The organism is Synechococcus sp. CS-205, assembly GCF_025128255.1.
Taxonomy (GTDB): domain Bacteria; phylum Cyanobacteriota; class Cyanobacteriia; order PCC-6307; family Cyanobiaceae; genus Regnicoccus_A.
This window is the reverse complement of sequence record NZ_JAHLZB010000047.1, coordinates 13,684-26,996: the sequence shown is the minus strand read 5'-3', so window position 1 is coordinate 26,996 and position 13,313 is coordinate 13,684. Positions and strand designations below refer to the sequence as shown.

The 13,313-nt window shown below is 63.8% G+C and carries 20 protein-coding genes; 11 read left to right on the top strand and 9 right to left on the bottom strand.

The genetic code is table 11. The features are described 5' to 3' along the window. A partial coding sequence (locus tag KQ297_RS11505) for a hypothetical protein (RefSeq protein ID WP_259739538.1) occupies positions 1 to 705 on the top strand: 705 nt, incomplete at its 5' end. Positions 706 to 979: 274 nt separating this feature from the next. Here KQ297_RS11505 and KQ297_RS11500 read toward each other — a convergent pair. Then, the gene (locus KQ297_RS11500) at positions 980 to 1,192 is read right to left on the bottom strand and encodes a DUF3955 domain-containing protein (protein ID WP_259739537.1); all 213 of its coding nucleotides are present in this window, start codon (positions 1,190 to 1,192) and stop codon (positions 980 to 982) included. Further along, positions 1,189 to 1,602 (bottom strand): lysozyme inhibitor LprI family protein, encoded by a 414-nt coding sequence (locus tag KQ297_RS11495; protein ID WP_259739536.1) that lies wholly within the window; start codon positions 1,600 to 1,602, stop codon positions 1,189 to 1,191. The genes KQ297_RS11500 and KQ297_RS11495 overlap by 4 nt, the downstream gene beginning before the upstream one ends. A gap of 69 nt (positions 1,603 to 1,671) precedes the next feature. On the opposite strand from KQ297_RS11495, the gene KQ297_RS11490 reads away from it, so the two are divergent. Further along, positions 1,672 to 2,025: a hypothetical protein gene (locus tag KQ297_RS11490; RefSeq protein ID WP_259739535.1), complete on the top strand. Its 354-nt coding sequence runs from the start codon at positions 1,672 to 1,674 to the stop codon at positions 2,023 to 2,025. A gap of 8 nt (positions 2,026 to 2,033) precedes the next feature. Here KQ297_RS11490 and KQ297_RS11485 read toward each other — a convergent pair whose 3' ends face one another. Then, positions 2,034 to 2,324 (bottom strand): hypothetical protein, encoded by a 291-nt coding sequence (locus tag KQ297_RS11485; protein ID WP_006170418.1) that lies wholly within the window; start codon positions 2,322 to 2,324, stop codon positions 2,034 to 2,036. A gap of 66 nt (positions 2,325 to 2,390) precedes the next feature. Here KQ297_RS11485 and KQ297_RS11480 point away from each other — a divergent pair, with 66 nt between their 5' ends. From KQ297_RS11480 to KQ297_RS11465, 5 genes are all read left to right on the top strand, one after another. After that, positions 2,391 to 2,990, top strand: coding sequence for a hypothetical protein (locus KQ297_RS11480; protein ID WP_197170662.1), 600 nt, complete (start codon positions 2,391 to 2,393; stop codon positions 2,988 to 2,990). Between the two features lie 73 nt (positions 2,991 to 3,063). Next, complete coding sequence (locus KQ297_RS12795) at positions 3,064 to 3,411, top strand: DUF1651 domain-containing protein (RefSeq protein ID WP_399251691.1); 348 nt, start codon at positions 3,064 to 3,066, stop codon at positions 3,409 to 3,411. A 134-nt stretch (positions 3,412 to 3,545) separates the two neighbouring features. Then, on the top strand, positions 3,546 to 3,866 hold the full coding sequence (locus tag KQ297_RS11475; RefSeq protein WP_197210788.1) for a hypothetical protein: 321 nt from the start codon (positions 3,546 to 3,548) through the stop codon (positions 3,864 to 3,866). A 171-nt stretch (positions 3,867 to 4,037) separates the two neighbouring features. Further along, positions 4,038 to 4,418 carry a lysozyme inhibitor LprI family protein gene (locus tag KQ297_RS11470; protein WP_259739534.1) on the top strand — a complete coding sequence of 127 codons (381 nt, stop codon included), beginning with the start codon at positions 4,038 to 4,040 and terminating at the stop codon, positions 4,416 to 4,418. Between the two features lie 82 nt (positions 4,419 to 4,500). After that, positions 4,501 to 4,911, top strand: coding sequence for a hypothetical protein (locus tag KQ297_RS11465; RefSeq protein ID WP_259739533.1), 411 nt, complete (start codon positions 4,501 to 4,503; stop codon positions 4,909 to 4,911). A 20-nt stretch (positions 4,912 to 4,931) separates the two neighbouring features. Here KQ297_RS11465 and KQ297_RS11460 read toward each other — a convergent pair whose 3' ends face one another. Next, positions 4,932 to 5,180: a hypothetical protein gene (locus KQ297_RS11460; RefSeq protein ID WP_197210791.1), complete on the bottom strand. Its 249-nt coding sequence runs from the start codon at positions 5,178 to 5,180 to the stop codon at positions 4,932 to 4,934. An 81-nt stretch (positions 5,181 to 5,261) separates the two neighbouring features. On the opposite strand from KQ297_RS11460, the gene KQ297_RS11455 reads away from it, so the two are divergent. Further along, positions 5,262 to 5,555 (top strand): hypothetical protein, encoded by a 294-nt coding sequence (locus tag KQ297_RS11455; protein ID WP_259739532.1) that lies wholly within the window; start codon positions 5,262 to 5,264, stop codon positions 5,553 to 5,555. Positions 5,556 to 5,660: 105 nt separating this feature from the next. Continuing rightward, the gene (locus tag KQ297_RS11450; RefSeq protein ID WP_259739531.1) at positions 5,661 to 6,398 is read left to right on the top strand and encodes a hypothetical protein; all 738 of its coding nucleotides are present in this window, start codon (positions 5,661 to 5,663) and stop codon (positions 6,396 to 6,398) included. Positions 6,399 to 6,469: 71 nt separating this feature from the next. On the opposite strand, the gene KQ297_RS11445 is transcribed toward KQ297_RS11450, so the two are convergent. The 5 genes from KQ297_RS11445 to nrdJ form a co-directional block, all read right to left on the bottom strand. After that, on the bottom strand, positions 6,470 to 6,715 hold the full coding sequence (locus KQ297_RS11445; RefSeq protein WP_197210794.1) for a GlsB/YeaQ/YmgE family stress response membrane protein: 246 nt from the start codon (positions 6,713 to 6,715) through the stop codon (positions 6,470 to 6,472). Positions 6,716 to 6,950: 235 nt separating this feature from the next. After that, positions 6,951 to 7,346: an MmcQ/YjbR family DNA-binding protein gene (locus KQ297_RS11440; protein WP_259739530.1), complete on the bottom strand. Its 396-nt coding sequence runs from the start codon at positions 7,344 to 7,346 to the stop codon at positions 6,951 to 6,953. Positions 7,347 to 7,769: 423 nt separating this feature from the next. Next, positions 7,770 to 8,393 (bottom strand): NYN domain-containing protein, encoded by a 624-nt coding sequence (locus KQ297_RS11435; RefSeq protein WP_259739529.1) that lies wholly within the window; start codon positions 8,391 to 8,393, stop codon positions 7,770 to 7,772. Positions 8,394 to 8,545: 152 nt separating this feature from the next. Further along, positions 8,546 to 8,848, bottom strand: a complete 303-nt coding sequence (locus KQ297_RS11430) for a hypothetical protein (protein WP_259739528.1) — start codon at positions 8,846 to 8,848, stop codon at positions 8,546 to 8,548. Beyond that, on the bottom strand, positions 8,845 to 11,238 hold the full coding sequence (nrdJ, locus tag KQ297_RS11425) for a ribonucleoside-triphosphate reductase, adenosylcobalamin-dependent (protein ID WP_399251697.1): 2,394 nt from the start codon (positions 11,236 to 11,238) through the stop codon (positions 8,845 to 8,847). Before nrdJ ends, KQ297_RS11430 begins: the two co-directional genes overlap by 4 nt. A gap of 107 nt (positions 11,239 to 11,345) precedes the next feature. Between nrdJ and KQ297_RS11420 the strand changes: the two genes are divergently transcribed. Together KQ297_RS11420 and KQ297_RS11415 are read left to right on the top strand one after the other, a co-directional pair. Then, positions 11,346 to 13,007, top strand: a complete 1,662-nt coding sequence (locus KQ297_RS11420; protein ID WP_259739527.1) for a peptide chain release factor 3 — start codon at positions 11,346 to 11,348, stop codon at positions 13,005 to 13,007. 60 nt (positions 13,008 to 13,067) lie between these two features. Then, entirely contained in the window at positions 13,068 to 13,292 is a 225-nt protein-coding gene (locus KQ297_RS11415) for a hypothetical protein (RefSeq protein ID WP_185466976.1), read from the top strand. The last annotated feature ends 21 nt before the right edge of the window (positions 13,293 to 13,313 follow it).

Genomic DNA, 13,313 nt, shown 5'->3' with positions numbered 1-13,313 from the left:
GCCCTGGGCTCCGCCGCGGCGATGCTGACGCTGGCGGCAAGCCTTGAAGACGCCTCAGCGAAGCCGAACGCGGGCGGACCTCCCCCCCGGATCCGTCAGACCGTGGCTCCGATCGCCACAGCGAACCGCGTGCTGGAAGAGGCGCTACGACAGGAGCTGTTTCCCGTATCGGTGCTGGACGACCAGGGGCATGGCCCCGACCCGGGCACGGCGGAGTGGCGTCAGGCCGAAACCCACCAACGCCGCAACGCCTGCCGGGCGGCGGGCCCCTTGCGCTACGCCTACAACCGCATCGACCTGAGCGGAGACCGGCAGGACGAGCTGGTGGCCACCGTCATCGGCCCTTACACCTGCGGCACCGGCGGCTGCAACGCCTATGTGTTCCAGAGCGGACCCAAAGGCAAGGGTCTGCGCCTGGTGTCACAGATGTCGCTGTTCAAGCCGCCGCTGGTGGTGAGCGACCAGCGCCACAACGGCTGGAGAGACCTGATCAGCCGGGTGCGGATCGATGCGGGCCAAGGCTACTACGCCCGTCTGCGCTTCAACGGCCGCAGCTATCCAAGCAATCCTTCAACGCCACCCGCCGAGCCCCTGCGCCGCCCCGTCTCAGGCGTGGCCCTGCTCGACACCAACGACAACGCCAGCTCCACCCATCCTCTGCCCTGCGACAGGCCCGCCATCGCCGCGCCGCCACGCGGCGAGTGATCGATGCATGGGTTTCATCGGGTCATCCTGAAGGCATGGCCGCGGCCTTCCCTCCTTGAAGCGCCAGATCGCTCTGATCAACCACACGATCTACGGCACCGAGGTGACTGAACGTCCCACCTGAGATGCACGTATTCGTAGAGGGGGCGCTGCGCACACACCGCAATCGATGCCGAGTTGGAGGCTCACGTTCAGTGGCAGGGCGGCTGAGAGTCGCCATTCACAACTCTCGGTGCAGTGGACGAACGGTTCAGAAGGGGCTGGGTGCTGTGACTCATCGACGTCTGGCTGGCTTCCTCCACAACAGGCCGGCGATCCCGCTCACGACACCGGCTCCTCCCAGGAGGTAGCCGATCGGGATCAGAGGGAATGCCTCCCGCAGGGTGCCATCAGCTTCCACCCGTACCCCGATCAGTCGGTAGGCCACGGCACTGACCACCGCGCCGGCAAGCAGCAGCAGCGAGAGGCGGATGAGGGTGCGTTTCATGGCCGCAGCTGCTCCAGCAGGGTCTGGGTGAGCGCCAGCTCACAGCGCGTCGTGAAGATGCCGTAGCCGGTGCCCTGGAAGCTCAACGACTTGGCGTAGGCGCACACCCTGCGGCGTTCGGCGCCGAAAGCACGCGCCTGCTCGTTTGGGTCGGCACTCGTCTTGTAGAAGCCGGTGAGGTTGTCGCGCCAGAGCGTCTGGAAGGTTTCGCTGGGCACCTGCCTGGCCTCGCTGGCCACCCGGGCCAGGGCCTTCTCCAGCTCCCGGTCCATGGCCTGGAGGGCTTGCATCACGCAGCGGGTTTCAGCCACGGTGCTTTCGGATGGCCTGCACACCTCCGCTGCCTGCGCAGGCAGTGGCAGCAGCGGGCCCAACAGAATTCCGAGCAGCAGGGGAAGACACGGGCGCATGGCTGGCACATCCGGGAGGAGATTGATCATGCTTGCTCCTGCTCTTCCGAGTCGCCGCCTCTCCTCGCCATGACCAGATTGCTCTCCCGCCATCTCCCCCTGCTGCTCACGGCCATCGCCGGCTGCCTTGTCAGCCACCCGGCTGCCGCATGGGCAGCCCCGGCAGGCAGCAACCTGGCGGTGCTGCTTCAGGCAGCGGGCGGCCAGCCCCTGGGCCTCTACGACGGTGTGCGCTTCGTGCGGATCAACGCCACCGACGGCACCCGCATCACCGTCACGATCAACTGCGAGCAGGAGCTCTGGCGGGTGGCCCGCATTGAGCCCAGAACCGGCCGAGCGGACTTCCGCGACGATCGCTTCCAGAGTGCTGCCGGCATCGGCCGTAGCCGCTGGTGCACCACCCCCGTGCGCACGATGGAGTGAGTCTGGGCTCACTCCTCCAGCAGCTGCACCTGGTACACGGCCACATTGCTGTGGGCAAGCGAGCGCACGATCTCAGGCACCATCTGCATCGGGGTGCAGAGCGTCAGCGAGCGGCGCCTGCCGGCGGCCATCTCCGCCAGGTGCTGGGGATCGATGCTGGTGGAGCGCTGCTGCGCTGCAGCCTCAAACACCTCCACCGCTGGGCTCTTCCCGGAACCCAGCACAAACAGCACCCGCCGGGGCGTCTCGCTGTAGTCGCGGCTGAGGGCCTCCAGGGCAGGGATGTCCGGGTGTGTCATGGCCTGCTGGTGGTGGGGGATTGCTACACCCACCTGGATAATCGATTGGCTTTCCTTTGCTCACGCATGCTCCACCGCCGCTTCCTCGCCATCGCTGCTGTCAGCGCGAGTGTCATCGCCGGGGCCTCCCTGGTGCGTCCTGCCACGGCCGCCCAGGCGCTGGACTGCTGGATGAACGACAGCAAGCAGACCTGTCAGGTGAAGCCCTGGGGCAACGGGGGATTTGAGATCAGCTTCAGCGGCAGTGCCATCTATCGCTTCGTGCCGGCCGGTCCCCCCACCACCGACAACCGCCGCATGCGTGATGAGCAGGGCCGCATCTGGCTGATGAGCGGCCACCACAGCTTCACGCTCAGCGAGCAGAACGGCGACGGCAACAGAATCGCCGTCTCCAACGTCAAGAGTCGGCCCGCAGCGGCCGTGGATCACCAGGCCCACAGCAAGGTGAAACTCAGCGGCCATGGTCAGCCCACGGTGACCCTGTACGCCAAGCCCAACTACGGCGCCGCGATCGCGGGGATGGGGGTGTCGGGGGAAACGCTCGACAAGCTGGCGTGCACCTCAAACAGCCAGGGCACCTGGTGCCGGGTGGGCTACCCAGGCCAGAGCGGCCGGGTGCTGTGGGTGAACCGGGACTCGCTGATCTTCCTGGGGGACGGGGAGTAAGTCATCGCCCCTGCATTTGCTTGCCCTGGCCGGGTTCTCTGACCTGGCCTTTGCAGCTGCCCATGCGATCGGGATGGAGAAGCGCATCACGCAGCACTACGGCCGCTCCGGCCGTCCCGTCCAAAAGCCCCGTTTCATGCCTGCTCAGCGGTGGGAGCTGCGGCCGCTGGTCACGAAGCCGGCCCGGTTGAGCTCACTGGTGCCGCCGCCCATTGCCCCGCGCTTCCACCGTGGCTCTGCATCACGCTGCGAGGCTGCTGTCTTCATCGATCTGGGAGAGCCGATCCCTGGTCAGTCAGCTCTTCCAAAGCCGCGAGTGGGGCTTCCCCGTAAGCAGGCGATCGAGCAGTGGCAGAAGCTCCTCGATGCGGGCTGGTTCAGCATTGGGGTCCAGTTCACAGGGCTCATGGATTGGGGCTGAGCGGCCAGAATCGTGCCGATCGGCCGCAGCAGCGCCTACAAATAGGTTTCGAATGATGCAGTGAACCTGATTCAGCCGACGCTGGAGGTCTGGGACGACTGCCGGAACTGCTCAAACAACAAGCACGGCAACCAATGATCCGCACCACAATCACCGCTCTGGCCATCGCCACCAGCGCTATCGCCACCCCTGCCCTGGCCGACTCCGCCAAGGCGTATTGCGAGATGGTTCGCACCAACGGCGAAATGCTCAAAGGAAGCTGTACCTGGTCCCAGATGCAGGGAAACGTTTACATCGATCATTTCAACCATTACGCCTTTGCCTTCCCTGCCGCCGAGGAGGGCAAGACCTACGAACGCACCAACCGTGAAGGTGCTGGCCCCTCCTTCAAGCGCCCCGGCTACGTGATCAACGTGTACTGGGAGAAGCCGGTCCGCGAGCCTGGGGGAATCTGATGCCGGCTCACTCCACAGGGAACCTGAACAGCGGCTGCGGGCCTGGCCGTTCACGGGTCGCCAGGATTGAATTCCCTAAGCGGTCCGGGGGGGATGGTCGTCAATAACACGTCGGTCACAACGGGTGCTCGGCGACATCCTCGACAACCCCCTCCCTGGTTCTTGCAGTGGATGAAGGCAGTTTCGTTCGTAGCCACCTCTGTGCTGGGTGCGCTCCCTGCAGGAGCGATCCCGCCACCACCCGACTCATTCGATGGAGAAACGATCCACTGCCACCCCGCAGGCAGCGCCGCCACCGTGCTGATCTGCAGGGACGCCGAACTCACCGCCCTCGACGGCGAGCTGCGCGCCGCCTTCCGCCGCCTGCAGAACGATGCCTCCTTCACGGAAGCCCAGCGCGAGGCTCTGGTGGAAAACCAGCGGCGCTGGGTGGAGAGCATGGATCAGTGCTGGAGAGCCCAGGAGAGGATGCGGGACTGCGTCAAGCGCAGCCAGAGGCGGCGGCTCCAGCACCTGCAGACCTGGGAAGCAGTATCCCCAGTGAAGCCCTGAAGCCACAGCGCGTGACCACATGGACCTGCCTTTGTCCCCATGTCTGTCGGGGAATCTGGCCCATGCTGTTGATCCTCTCGGCTTGGTCGTTCCTGGGGGCATTTCGATCGTGACCATGGCCGATCACCCCACGAGGAGCGTGTGCACCCTTGCCGCACTCACGAGCCTGATCCTTGTGATCACGGGTGTCCCCGGCGTCCGGATGGGCGATCTGCCGTTCCTGGTCTTCCTGCTTGCCCCCTACCTTCTGCTGGGACTGCTGGCCTGGCGGGACCGTGAGCGCCGGCGCCTCTCAGCAGTGCTGTTTGTTGCCGTGCTGGTGCTTTCCCTGGCAGGCACAATCCTGCTTGGACTGGACAGCTACCGCTTTCACACGGTGCCCGAGCACCGACTGGTGCAGCGGATGACCGTGATCGTCGTGCCAATGCTGCAATCGGCCGCCGCGATCGTGATCGGCCTGATGCTCCAGGCGAACCGGTCACGGCGGGGCTGAGGTGACTGGGGGCCTTCCGCTCAGAACTGGGCGGAATACACCGGCTTGAGTTGCCACATCGCCTCGCCGGGCACCAGTTTGTAGGTCACCTGGCGGGTGCCACCGGTGGGCTTGGCATTGCTGTCGCCGCTCCTAGGGAGAACTCCGGTGCGTCGCTCACCAGGCCAGCACCCACTGTGAGCCGCCCGGCCTGGCGCAGTGCCATGACCAGCCGGGCCTCCAAGGCACCGTTCATCAGCTCGTTCCTGGTCAAGGATGGGCAGCTGCATCAGTGCCTTCTCGCTTATGGCAGCATTCTGTTCTGGGTAAGGAAACTCTCACGCTCCTGTGGGAGCCCTCGGTCGTGAACGGTGGCCCTCCTCGCTGAAGTCCTGGTCGGACAACCCGGCCACATTCTGATTGTGGCTCTGGTCCTGCTGGCTGGCTGGTCCCTGCTGCGCTTCTCCGGGGCCATCAGCAGGCGATCGGCCCGGCCCCTGCTGTGGGCCTCCCTGGCCTGGGGGATGTATGCCGCCTGGGAGGCTCTGGTGCAGCTACGCACGCCTGAGGCCAACATCCGGGTGGATCTGCTGCTGATCTGGCCGCTGCTGGGCGCGCTCACGCTGTACGGGTTGATCAGGTGCGCGATCGCTGTCAGACGGTGAGCGGGGGGGCATGGGAATGGCCGAGCCCGGAATGGTGTGTTAAGACACGTTTCGGGGTCGCCCAGCGAGGCGATCCGATCCGAGTTCCGATTCCCTACTTCCCTGATGATCCGCAGCCTTCGTCAAACCTCCGCAGCCCTCGGCGCGGGCCTTCTTCTGGCGGGGCTTTCCGCCCCCTTCGCCCCAGCGGCCATGGCCGAAGTGCTGGTCAGGGCCCAGGGCCGTTGCAAGCTGATGAGCGGTGGCTACGAAGCCTTCAATGGACACTGCACCTTCAAGCACAAAAAGGCAGGCAACACCGATGCCTATGTCGTCAAGCTCGATGACGGAACGGATTTCAACTTCTCGGGCCCAGGCGTGCAGGCCCTGAGCGTGCAGACCTACGCCGGTGTCCGCAACGTGAAGCACAAGGCTCAGGCGGATCATGAGGTCTTCAGCTGGAACGATGGCGAAGCCCGCAGGCTCTCGGTGCGTCTCGACCAGGTCCAGAATCCCGATGTCCGCTTCGACGATGCACCCCAGAAGGCTGACGCCGGCTCCCTGCTGGGCGCGGCGGTGGGTGCCCTGATCGGCGGCCTGATCACAGGCAAGCCGGTCACCACCACGGAGCCTGCCCGTGAAGGTGCTCCGGTGTCCGATCTGCAATCGCTGGTGGGCGCCAGGGGAGGGCAGGCCGAAGGGACCCTGACATCGAAGGGCTACACCTACCGCGGTGGCACCAAGCTGGCCGACAGTTCCTTCACCTACTGGGAGCAGCCCTCCACGAACAACTGCGTGACGATTCGCACCACCGACGGCCGTTATCAGTCGATCACCTACACCAAGCCCAGCAACTGCAACTGAGCCATCAGCATGCTCAACCAACTCCTGGGAGCCATTCAGCTCCCAGGGGTTTTCTTTTGGAGGTTCGCCCTTCAGGCGCGCCTGATCACCCGCAGCACCACCAGAAGGATCACGGCGCCGAGCGTGGCCACCACGATGCTCCCCAGCACACCCCCTCCGACGGCACCACTCAGACCGCTGAAGAGCAGGCCACCGATCAGGGCCCCGATGATGCCGACAACCAGGTCACCGATCAGGCCGAAGCCACCGCCTTTGACCAGGACACCAGCGAGCCAACCGGCAATGACCCCCACCAGCAGAAACCAGAGAACGTTCATGAGCTCTCATCCTTGTTCTTGAAGATCAACAAAAACGTAGACGCGAGGGCAAGCCAAGAGCCACACAGGTTTTAGTTCCTTACAGACTTGTTGCAAATCCTGGGCATTCGCCACACGACACAGTTCAAAGCATGACGTTTTGATGCCAACCCAAGGGCAAGCCAGTCCTTCGCAGCGGGGTTCGCCTCTAACCGCCCTGCTTTCGCTGGGACGAAGAACGATACTCTGCGGGAGTTCAAGCACAAGAACCATCTCCAGAAAACTCATCCTGATTGAGACCCAGCTCCTTCTGCCGGCGTTTCGTCAGGCCGCGGGAGACAAGACGATGAGAGTCCCGCAAGTGATCCTTCAGCTCATCCTCACCTGTTTCAGAAACATCATAGAGCTGGATCCAGGTCATGCCTCGCGAGGCCAGATATGGTGCAGGTCGATAGCCGGGCTGGACACTCAAGAGGTAGTAGTTGAGCTGAGACGTCTTGAAGGTGAATGCCAGTGAGCCTGCGTTGTGCTGCCAGCCGCCGATGGCAAACACTTTTCCTCCCACCTTCCAGACATGGGCACCTCCCCATTGGTTGACGTACGACGTGGCGGGCAGGGTGCTGCAGAATTGATTGAATTCCTGCTCAGTCATGATGATATTTCAAGGCCTGGACCTGTTGCCTTTCAATCCGTTCTTTGAGTGCTTTGAAAAAGCCCAGGGCCACATTGCCAAACGCAGTGAATTCGCAGACGACTGCGATCGGGGCCGGTCCCTCACCAACGTGCTGGCAGTTAATCCTATCTCCTGGGCATCGAATCCACCTCTCTCGGGCGGCGACCATTCCAACCCCCTTTCCTGCATGGTTCAGCAAAGGCGCTGAAGACCTGACGCTGGGAGTCGCCCTACGGAGATACGTGAATACGGAAAACCTTTTTCTTCCAAGGGAATGTTGCGACACTCAACCTCAATCATTGTTACCTGCGAAATCAAGCTGCTGTTTGATCGAGCATCCGCACGAAATACGAATTACCTGGCCCACGTTTGAGCTCAAAAAGATCGATGGCCCTAAACAGGCTACTTAGGTTTTTTAAATCCATAGTTTCTTGTGTCGAATGATGTCTTGTTAGAGATATTTGACCCAACCGGCCCAAGAGCCGCCCACCCATCTTCGTCTCCCGTTGCCTCGATGGCCTGCCGCAGCAGATTGATCAATTTAGTATCTGATTTGATATTTTTAGTCTTAACATTTGCCTTTGCTTCTTCTTTCTCTTGATCCAGGAAAAGAAACTTTGAGCAAGCATTAACAAACGGCATTGGCGTTTTTCTTTCTCCAAAGCCTAAAACAACTTTGCCTTCTGCCAAAGCCCTTGCAACCAGAGGAGTGAAATCACTGTCAGATGACACGAAGCACATAACATCAATTTGCTTTGTATACATTACATCCATTGCGTCGATCACCATTGCTATATCCGAAGCGTTCTTACCCTTGGTTAAATCATATTGCTGGATCGGTCGAATGGCATAGTCATGCAAAAGCTCCTCCCAAGCCTTCAGCGTCGGCGACTTCCAATTTCCATAGGCCCTGCGAATCGTGACCACACCATAGTTCGCGACTTCGCTGAGTACATCTTCAAACTTCCCAGCGGGCGCATTGTCAGCATCGATGAAGAGTGCAATCCTCTGTTTGACTTCATTCATTGTGAGCCGACGTTCTGATGATTAACGTACAATACGTCCCGCCACCAAGGCATCGACAATCAAAGTGCCCGAGGGTCTCCCCCAGGCTGAGCACGGAAGGCTTCCGAAATGCCTTGCCAGGCGACTGATCAGCAGACTGATCAGCAGCTGAATCAGTACAAGGATGAACAGGTGGTGGTGGGGGTGAGCTTCATCAGCGACCAGAGAGCTCCGTATTGGGCCTGGGAGAGCGAGAGCTCGCTCTGCATGCGCTGGCCCAAGGGGGACCCCGGAGCTGCGGTGGCCCCAAGCTCGGTGTTGATCACCGCCAGGCCCTGGCACATCTTCTCGATGTCAGGGTTGAGGTCACTGCCGGCCCGCACGAATCCAGCGGGCAGAACAAGAGTCAGCGAACCGATCAGCAGGCTTGTCCATGGGGCCTGCAGGCGCGCAGGCTGCCGGCAGCGGGGGCTCATGGGGCTGGCTTGGCCAGGGGAAGCAGGCACTTGTCGGAATCGCAACCGGCAGGTCCAGCTTCCACCAGTTCGCCCCGGTCATAACGCTGCAGAGCCTCGAAGAAATCAGCCGTGCGGCGCCGGGTGACCACCTCCTGCTGCAGGCGCGTGTAGGTGGCCTGATCGATCGGCTCGAAGGGCAGCCTGGGGAAGGTGGCATTGGCATCAAAGCGGGCCAGCAGTGCCGCCGAGATGTAGCCCTCACCGCCATCGATCGCCCGGTGGATGGCCTCGGCCAGCGGCTCGATCTCGTTCTCGCGGAACTCCACCGTGGCGGAGGTGTTGTGGGCCGTGTAGTGCTTCTGCACCTGCATGTAGAAGTCGAACTGGGCCAGGGCGGAGAAATTGTTGATCTCCACCGCATCGGCACCCGGGATGTTCGCCCAGCTCACCTCGGTGGGGATCTCCACCAGCCACTCGCCGCAGCGCGGATCGAAGGGATCATTCAGCAGGCGTCCCTGCTCATCCTTGTCGGACTGGCTGGGCACGATCGTGTAGCCGTAGTCCATGCAGGCGAGCGCCACCGGATCGTTCTTGCGGAAGGTGATACGGCGGATGAAGCGCTGAGCCTTGGGAGGGTGCCAGCCGGGGCTGGCACCGGTGAGCAGACTCTTGGTGCCGGCCGGTTGCACGGTGGTGCAGCGGTTGGGGCGGCGCAGGCCGTGGCGATCGCAGTAGTCCCACACCGCCTCGTTGACGATCTGCTTCCAGCGGCTCAGGTACTCCGCTTCCTGCGCCTTGAAGGCCAGACCCTGTTCCGTTTCGGGGCGGCCCTGCTCCCACCAGCTGAGCCAGGGGGTGCCGAAGGCATGCACGAAGAAGTCGAACAGGCCAGTGAAGCTCACCCCCACGATCGGATCCCAGGCACGACTCTGGCGGTAGCGCTCCACTTCGAAGTCGTGGTTGAGCAGGCAGGCCACCGCCAGGCCACCGGCCTTGAAGGCATCGGCCTGGGCCTGGTGATCAGCGGGATCGATCCGGTTCAGGTGGATCTCGGCCAGGTTGCAGTGAAAATCGGCGCCGAGGATCTCTCCGCAGGGATTCAGCCCGTAGCGCCCCAGCCGGTGCTCCAGTTCGGCGGCGCTGATCTCGGGATGGTGCAACTGCAGCCAGCGGCCGGCTTCCTCACGGCCCTGGTCGGTGTAGATGCCGATGAACTCGCTGCGCAGTTCGGGGGTGGGCAGCAGGTCGGCATTGGAGCGGGCGATCGCTTCAGGGGCGAACTGGATCGCGCCTTCACCGCTCTGGAACTGCTTGACCACGGCCTCCAGCACCACCTCCTTCGAGGGACGGCTGTGGAACACCCGCGTGTGGTTGGCCATCCGCAGGGCATCGCGCTCGGGGTCGATGCTCCAGTTGCCCTGTGCGTCCTGCTGCCAGAGGTTTTCCTTGGCGCCGAGGGCGGAGAGATCCTCGGCGGCGAACTGGCGCATGCCGGCGCTGCGGCGGATGTTCCCAGCCACGATCGTGACCGCCGCCTCATCGATCAGCAGGCAGCACTCCACGGAGGTGAGCCGGCGACCGTTGGCCTTGTTCAGGATCTGGGCCACCCGGCCGTAGAGATCACCCAGCTTCACCGGATTGGCCATGCCGCCGAACCCCTTGAGCGTTTCGCCCACCGGCCGCACGTCGGAGAGGTCCACCTTCACCGTGATCGGGGTCTCGGCATCGAAGCGCTCATCGCTGCTCAGCTCCAGCAACAGCTGGTAGCTGTCGACCCAGCCGCGCCGGGTGTCGCCCACCTTGATCTCCACCCGGTTGCCACGGATGCTGTGGGTGGTGGTCTCCTGGCGCGCTCCGGCGGGGGTCACACCGATCGGGCTGACACTCTCGATCACCAGGCGGTTGCGCACCAGCGGCAGCCGCTCGATCAGGTGCGGCTCGATGATGGCGCCGGTGCCGCAGCCCATCATCGCCAGGTCCATCATCAGACCGAAGGCTTCCCAGTCGATCAGGTTGGTGGACGTGCAGTTGTAGGCGCCGGAGAAGTTGTGGCGCTGCTCGATCCAGGGGGTGCCGCCGATCCAGAGCCAGCGGCCCGAAGGCAGGGCCTGCTGGTGCTTCTGCATCCGCCGGATCAGCTCCACCTCGGCCGCATCGAGCCGGCCCAGCTGACGCAGGCCCTCGAGGTTGCGCTCGGCCACCTGGTGCCAGCTCTCACGCCCGCCCTCGGTGCGGCGGGAGTAGGTGCGGTAGAACACGGGGTTGGCCGCAGGGGCGGTGGCGGGGAAATCAGGCTCCAGCAGGCCGTCGGCCCCGATCCGGCCACCCTGCAGCCGGGAGGCCACACCCTCTGACGCCAGCGTCCCTGCGGGATCGACCAGATCGGGGCGCGCTGGAGTGAGAGTCACGGCGGTGGGGGTGGTCAATTTGGTGCACCATAACGCCACTGGTGGGGGGTGCAAGCGCGCGTCGCCACCAGCGACAGTGCCCTGTGGTGGCCTGTCAGGCTGAGCCCATGACCAGCAGCAGCACCAGGGCGCCTGAGAACGGGGCCACGGACCCCGAGCAGCAGGCCCTGGCCAAAGCCGTGGCCCGGCGCCGGAATTTCGCGATCATTTCCCACCCCGACGCGGGCAAGACCACCCTCACCGAGAAGCTGCTGCTGTACGGGGGGGCCATCCAGCAGGCCGGCGCGGTGAAGGCCAAGGGAGAGCAGCGCAAGGTGACCTCCGACTGGATGGAGCTGGAGAAGCAGCGCGGCATCTCGATCACCTCCACCGTGCTCCAGTTCGACTACGACGGCAGCACGATCAACCTGCTCGATACCCCTGGGCACCAGGACTTCTCGGAAGACACCTACCGAACCCTGGCCGCCGCCGACAACGCGGTGATGCTGGAGGACGCCGCCAAGGGCCTGGAGCCGCAGACCCGCAAGCTGTTCGAGGTCTGCCGCATGCGGCGGATTCCGATCTTCACGTTCATCAACAAGATGGACCGGCCCGGGCGCGACCCGCTCGAGCTGATCGATGAGATCGAGAGCGAGCTGGGTCTCACCTGCTGGCCGGTGAACTGGCCGATCGGCAGCGGCGATCGCTTCCGCGGTGTGATCGACCGACGCAGCCGGGACGTGATCCTGTTCGATCGCGCGGAACGCGGCAAACAGGCCGGCGAGCGCACCCTGTCGGTGCAGGACGCCCGCGAGTCCGGGGCCGTGGAAGCGGAACTCCTGGCCCAGGCCATCGAGGAACTGGAGCTGCTCGATGGCGCCGGCGCCGAGCTCGACCTTGAGCTGGTGCATGCCGGCGAACTGAGCCCGGTGTTCTTCGGCTCGGCGATGACCAACTTCGGCGTGCATCCGTTCCTCGATGCCTTCCTGGAGCTGGCCCAGCAGCCCGTGGCCCGCACCAGCCAAGACGGCCCCATCGATCCACTGCGGCCCGAGTTCAGCGGCTTCGTGTTCAAGCTGCAGGCCAACATGGACCCCCGCCACCGTGACCGCGTCGCCTTCGTGCGGGTCTGCTCCGGCCGCTTCGAGAAGGACATGAGCGTGCGCCATGCCCGCAGCGGTCGCACGATCCGGCTCTCCCGCCCCCAGAAGCTGTTCGGTCAGGACCGGGAGGTGGTCGACGACGCCTACCCGGGCGACGTGATCGGCCTGAACAACCCCGGCATGTTCGCCATCGGCGACACCCTCTATGTGGGGCCCAGGGTGGAGTACGAAGGCATCCCCTGCTTCAGTCCGGAGATCTTCGCCTGGTTGCGCAACCCCAACCCCTCGGCCTTCAAGAGCTTCCGCAAGGGGGTGAATGAACTGCGGGAGGAGGGGGCCGTGCAGATCCTCTACGACACCGACACCAGCAAACGGGATCCGATCCTGGCGGCCGTGGGGCAGCTGCAGCTGGAAGTGGTGCAGTACCGCCTCGCGAACGAGTACGGGGTGGAAACGCGGCTGGAGCCCATGGGCTTCAGCGTGGCCCGCTGGGTGGCGGGCGGCTGGGGATCCCTCGAGAGCGTGGGCCGCATCTTCAACTGCAAAACGGTGCGCGACGCCTGGGACCGGCCGGTGCTGCTGTTCAAGAACGACTGGAACCTCAACCAGCTCAAGGAGGATCACCCCGACCTGGAGCTCAGTGCCGTGGCCCCGGTGGTGAGCGGGGTCGAGCCGATCGCGATCTGAGCCACGGCCCGGCGCCGGCCTCGCCAGAATCAATTGCAACGAAAGGTCAAGGTAACGGCCATGCCTCAGCCGATCTGGCTGGTTCGCCCACGCCGTGATGGAGGTTCCGACTACGTCCGTTTCCTGCCCAGCCAGGAAACCGTTGAAATTCGTGAAGGCAGCCATCTCCCTCCCCAGATGCCCCTGCTCAAGAGCCGCCACTGGCTGGCGATCGATGAAGCGGAGGCACGGCGGCTCGAGTTGCAGCAGGACGCTGGCTACCACTGCAGTGATCCCCTGTTCTGAGCCCGCCCCACGGGGTCTGCA

What these genes read in the sequence shown, in the direction of transcription:
- KQ297_RS11500 (WP_259739537.1), bottom strand. Translation starts at nt 1,192, where the DNA reads ATGAAACGCACCCTCATCCGCCTCTCGCTGCTGCTGCTTGCCGGCGCG.
- KQ297_RS11495 (WP_259739536.1), bottom strand. Translation starts at nt 1,602, where the DNA reads ATGCGCCCGTGTCTTCCCCTGCTGCTCGGAATTCTGTTGGGCCCGCTG.
- KQ297_RS11490 (WP_259739535.1), top strand. Translation starts at nt 1,672, where the DNA reads ATGACCAGATTGCTCTCCCGCCATCTCCCCCTGCTGCTCACGGCCATC.
- KQ297_RS11485 (WP_006170418.1), bottom strand. Translation starts at nt 2,324, where the DNA reads ATGACACACCCGGACATCCCTGCCCTGGAGGCCCTCAGCCGCGACTAC.
- KQ297_RS11480 (WP_197170662.1), top strand. Translation starts at nt 2,391, where the DNA reads ATGCTCCACCGCCGCTTCCTCGCCATCGCTGCTGTCAGCGCGAGTGTC.
- KQ297_RS12795 (WP_399251691.1), top strand. Translation starts at nt 3,064, where the DNA reads ATGGAGAAGCGCATCACGCAGCACTACGGCCGCTCCGGCCGTCCCGTC.
- KQ297_RS11475 (WP_197210788.1), top strand. Translation starts at nt 3,546, where the DNA reads ATGATCCGCACCACAATCACCGCTCTGGCCATCGCCACCAGCGCTATC.
- KQ297_RS11470 (WP_259739534.1), top strand. Translation starts at nt 4,038, where the DNA reads ATGAAGGCAGTTTCGTTCGTAGCCACCTCTGTGCTGGGTGCGCTCCCT.
- KQ297_RS11460 (WP_197210791.1), bottom strand. Translation starts at nt 5,180, where the DNA reads ATGCAGCTGCCCATCCTTGACCAGGAACGAGCTGATGAACGGTGCCTT.
- KQ297_RS11450 (WP_259739531.1), top strand. Translation starts at nt 5,661, where the DNA reads ATGATCCGCAGCCTTCGTCAAACCTCCGCAGCCCTCGGCGCGGGCCTT.
- KQ297_RS11445 (WP_197210794.1), bottom strand. Translation starts at nt 6,715, where the DNA reads ATGAACGTTCTCTGGTTTCTGCTGGTGGGGGTCATTGCCGGTTGGCTC.
- KQ297_RS11440 (WP_259739530.1), bottom strand. Translation starts at nt 7,346, where the DNA reads ATGACTGAGCAGGAATTCAATCAATTCTGCAGCACCCTGCCCGCCACG.
- KQ297_RS11435 (WP_259739529.1), bottom strand. Translation starts at nt 8,393, where the DNA reads ATGAATGAAGTCAAACAGAGGATTGCACTCTTCATCGATGCTGACAAT.
- KQ297_RS11430 (WP_259739528.1), bottom strand. Translation starts at nt 8,848, where the DNA reads ATGAGCCCCCGCTGCCGGCAGCCTGCGCGCCTGCAGGCCCCATGGACA.
- KQ297_RS11420 (WP_259739527.1), top strand. Translation starts at nt 11,346, where the DNA reads ATGACCAGCAGCAGCACCAGGGCGCCTGAGAACGGGGCCACGGACCCC.
- KQ297_RS11415 (WP_185466976.1), top strand. Translation starts at nt 13,068, where the DNA reads ATGCCTCAGCCGATCTGGCTGGTTCGCCCACGCCGTGATGGAGGTTCC.